Source organism: Enterobacter sp. ZOR0014 (assembly GCF_000798855.1).
Taxonomy (GTDB): domain Bacteria; phylum Pseudomonadota; class Gammaproteobacteria; order Enterobacterales; family Enterobacteriaceae; genus Enterobacter; species Enterobacter kobei.
This window is the reverse complement of sequence record NZ_JTLF01000248.1, coordinates 1-3,765: the sequence shown is the minus strand read 5'-3', so window position 1 is coordinate 3,765 and position 3,765 is coordinate 1. Positions and strand designations below refer to the sequence as shown.

Genomic DNA, 3,765 nt, shown 5'->3' with positions numbered 1-3,765 from the left:
GGGTCTTAACGGGTGTGACCAGCGGGAACAGCCGTTTAGAGGCTTATGAGCACTATATTAAACAGTTAAGGAATTTATTATGAAGATAAACATGATTGGCAGCGTCACTGTTTTACTCTGTTCTTTATTTTCAACCTCAGCACTGGCAGATGAACCCTGCAACATGACTCTATGTATGTGGGGGAAGGTTAAGGGGGAGAGTAGTAGTGAATGTCAGGGGCAGATTAAAAAGTTTTTTAAAAAACAGGTGAAAAAGAAAGGTTCCTTTTTGCCTAATCATACAGCTGATGCTCGTAAAGGAATGTTGCAGGACGAGTGCCCATCAAGTATGGCTCCAGCTCAGTTTATCGATGAAGTGATCAAAAAATTCGGACGTATTAAAAACGGTTAACACTGCCGCGTCATAAATGACTTGCCCAACCCCTCATGCGGAAAGAATAAATTCTTTTCGCATTCACGGTTATAGTTAAAGGAAAGAATCATGAAGCGTTTGTTTATCGCGGAAAAACCTAATCTTGCTCAGGTGATCGCGCAAGCGTTAGGTAATCCTCAATATAAAGATGGATACATAGTATGTGGTGATGATGTTGTTTCTTATTGCGTTGGTCATTTACTAAAAATCGCGCCCCCCGAACATTACAATCCTGAATATAAAAGATGGAGTAAGGATACTCTTCACATGAAGTTGCGGCCTGTTCAGCACCTTGTCATTGAACGTACTGCCGAACAGTTTGAAACTTTGGCAAAACTTATTTCTCAGGCTGAAGAAATTGTTCACGCTGGCGATCCGGATGAAGAAGGGCAATTACTCGTCGATGAAGTGCTGCAATATTGCTGCTGTACTGCGCCTGTTAAACGTGTACTGATAAACGACCTGAACCCTGAAGTAGCTCGCCGGGCTTTATTAAATCTACGTGATAATGCTGAATTTAAAGGCCTGTCTAACCGTGCTTTTGCTCGTAGCGTAGGGGACTTTATTTATGGTATTCCGGTAACGCGTGCTTGCACCGTTGCCGCTCGTGATTTGGGACATACTGAAGTTATCTCTGTTGGTCGAGTTCAGACCCCTATTTTGGGAATGATCGTTCGTCGTTTCCTTGCCAATCAGAATCATAAAGAATCATGGTACTGGCAGGTTAGAGCGCATTTAGGCAGTCCGGACACCCCAATCATTGCAGGGCTGGTAATTCCTGAAGACGCGCCGGTTGACGATAAAGGCAAAATTAATAATGAGGCTTACGCTACGGAGCTGGCTTCTGCTTGCACAGGTAAAAACGCCATCGTGACTGCTGCCTCGGTAGAGTCAAAAGCAAAAGCACCACCGTTGCCATTTGCCTTGCTTGATCTTCAGGTAAAAATGAGCCGTCTGCATGACATTAGCTCAGAGGAAACTTTGGCGATCACTCAGGCTTTGCGCGAAAAGCACCATGCTATAACGTACAACCGTTCTGACTGCCGGTATCTGAATGAAGAGCAATTCGCAGATGCCCCCGGTACGCTACGTGCAATTTCTAACACATTCCCGGAGCTTGCATCATTTTTTGCCAAAGCAGACAGTAGCCGTAAAAGCAGGGCGTTTAATGAAAGTAAAACAACAGCACACACAGGGATAATCCCAACACAGACAACCATCGATGCCAGCGTTCTCACAGTTAATGAGAAGAAGGTGTATCAAGCGATTGTCGAACAATACCTTGCGCAATTCCTCGAAGAAAAAGAATTTAAATCAGCGCTGGCTGAGTTCGGAATAGATAAATATACATTCCGACTCAGGGCTACCCGCTGTACTAATGCAGGTTGGTCTGCCTTGCTTAAAGAGAAAGACGGGGATCAGGAAAATAACACCTTGTTTGATGTACTTTCAGCACTGAAAGAAGGTGATACGGCTGAGTGTCATAAGGTTGACGTAGTTCGTGATAAAACAACGCCGCCTCCTCTGTATACAGAGGCTTCACTTCTGGAGGATTTACGCCGGGTAGCGCGGTATGTGGAAGATCCAAAGATTAAGCAACTGCTTCTCGACCGTGATACCGAAAAAGACGATCAGGAACAGGGCGGTATCGGCACCCCGGCCACGCGTGGAGCAATACTCAAGCTGTTACTTGAGCGTGGATTCTACAGCATATCCAAAAAGCAAATTGTGCCAACTGAGCTGGGTATCTCGCTTATCCAGGCGTTGCCGCCGATCATGACTACTCCTGACATGACGGCTTTGTGGCACGAGCAACAAAAAATGATTGAGTCAGGCGAATTGACTGTTGATAGCTTTCTTGACGAGCTTGAAACCTTCGTCGCTTTTCAAGTGGACAACGTAGACCTTTCCCGGCTTAAGGTCACTATTTATCCGTGTGATTGCGGTGGGCGCTATGTTCGACGTAAAAACGATAAGGGCGCGTTCTGGGGATGTAACAACTATCCAGAGTGCAGAAATGCTGTTCCGGATCGTAACGGACAACCTGATTTTACGGCGATGAATTTTGACGCAAATTGCCCACGCTGCAAAGCCAAGATGAAGTATCACCCTAAAGCCTGTAACTGTACGAATGAAGCGTGCAAGTTTGTGTTGTGGGGGACTCAGTTCGGTAAGGCTCTTACGATCACCCAAATTTCTGACCTTCTTTCTAAAGGTAAAACTCGCGAAATAAAAGGCTTTAAATCTGTCAAGACCGGCAAAAAGTACGATGCGGCGCTGCAATTGCAGGCTGATGGCAGCGTTTCACTGATGTTTAATAACAAGAGGAAATAACTATGGCATCTCGCGGTGTAAACAAGGTAATTCTGGTAGGCAATTTGGGTGCAGATCCTGAAGTTCGTTACATGCCAAACGGTGGCGCAGTTGCTAATATCACCCTGGCAACGTCTGAAACGTGGCGTGATAAAACTTCCGGTGAAATGAAAGAGCAAACGGAGTGGCATCGGGTAGTGCTGTTTGGCAAGCTGGCAGAGGTTGCCGGAGAGTATTTGCGTAAAGGGTCACAGGTTTATATCGAGGGACAATTACGTACTCGGAAATGGACAGACCAGGCTGGCATTGAAAAATACACAACGGAAGTTGTTGTGAACGTGGGTGGTACTATGCAAATGCTTGGTGGACGACCGGCAACCAGTGGAAACGGGCAGCAATCAACACCTCAACCATCGCCACAAACACCACCGGGTTCGAATGAACCTCCTATGGATTTCGATGATGATATTCCGTTCTGAATGACGGCGTAATTACTACGGCCAGCTGCGACCGGTGAACGTTTTTGACATCAAAAAGACGATGCCGGCAACGCAGCTGGCGCATGAAATGATGGCATTTTTAATGCCCCAATATGGGGCTTTTTTTGGTAAGTCTCCCGTCAGAAGGGCAATTCTTCCTGTCCTGAGAAATCATCCTCATTTGCCAACCACATGCGATGCTTCTCGGTTAGCCACTGGAGAGCTTCCCATGTGTCCACTGGTTTATCAATTTCAAATTCATACCAGGAAGGTTTTGGATACTCCCAGACACGGCCGCACCAAACCAACCCGTCATAACGCCTGAACATTACAATCTGGCCGTTCTCTATAAATTGCGGATATGCGCCAGGGTGAACAATCAAAACGTCTTCGCCATGCCACTTGAAACTATTTAAACCTTCCCGTTGCCCCGGATTATAGTCGCTCTTCATCGCGTCACCTGCGTGTTGTGCTGTATATATAACCAGTGTATTATTACAACTCAAAAAAGCAATCTGGCTCCCTTCATTACTCAGGCGCTCCCTTCGGCTCCCCGGCGTT

4 protein-coding genes are annotated in these 3,765 nt (G+C 46.2%); 3 read left to right on the top strand and 1 reads right to left on the bottom strand.

The window, feature by feature from the left end:
• Positions 1 to 79: 79 nt before the first annotated feature.
• The 3 genes from L977_RS13080 (at position 80) to L977_RS13070 (ending at position 3,204) form a co-directional block, all read left to right on the top strand.
• Positions 80 to 391: a TrbM/KikA/MpfK family conjugal transfer protein gene (locus L977_RS13080; RefSeq protein ID WP_047625924.1), complete on the top strand. Its 312-nt coding sequence runs from the start codon at positions 80 to 82 to the stop codon at positions 389 to 391.
• Between the two features lie 90 nt (positions 392 to 481).
• Positions 482 to 2,746: a type IA DNA topoisomerase gene (gene topB / locus L977_RS13075; RefSeq protein WP_047625923.1), complete on the top strand. Its 2,265-nt coding sequence runs from the start codon at positions 482 to 484 to the stop codon at positions 2,744 to 2,746.
• Between the two features lie 2 nt (positions 2,747 to 2,748).
• A complete protein-coding gene (locus L977_RS13070) occupies positions 2,749 to 3,204 on the top strand; it encodes a single-stranded DNA-binding protein (RefSeq protein ID WP_047625922.1) in 456 nt (151 codons plus the stop codon).
• Between the two features lie 140 nt (positions 3,205 to 3,344).
• On the opposite strand, the gene L977_RS13065 is transcribed toward L977_RS13070, so the two are convergent.
• Positions 3,345 to 3,765, bottom strand: a 421-nt coding sequence (locus L977_RS13065; RefSeq protein WP_047625921.1) for a hypothetical protein, incomplete at its 5' end; no start/stop codon positions are given.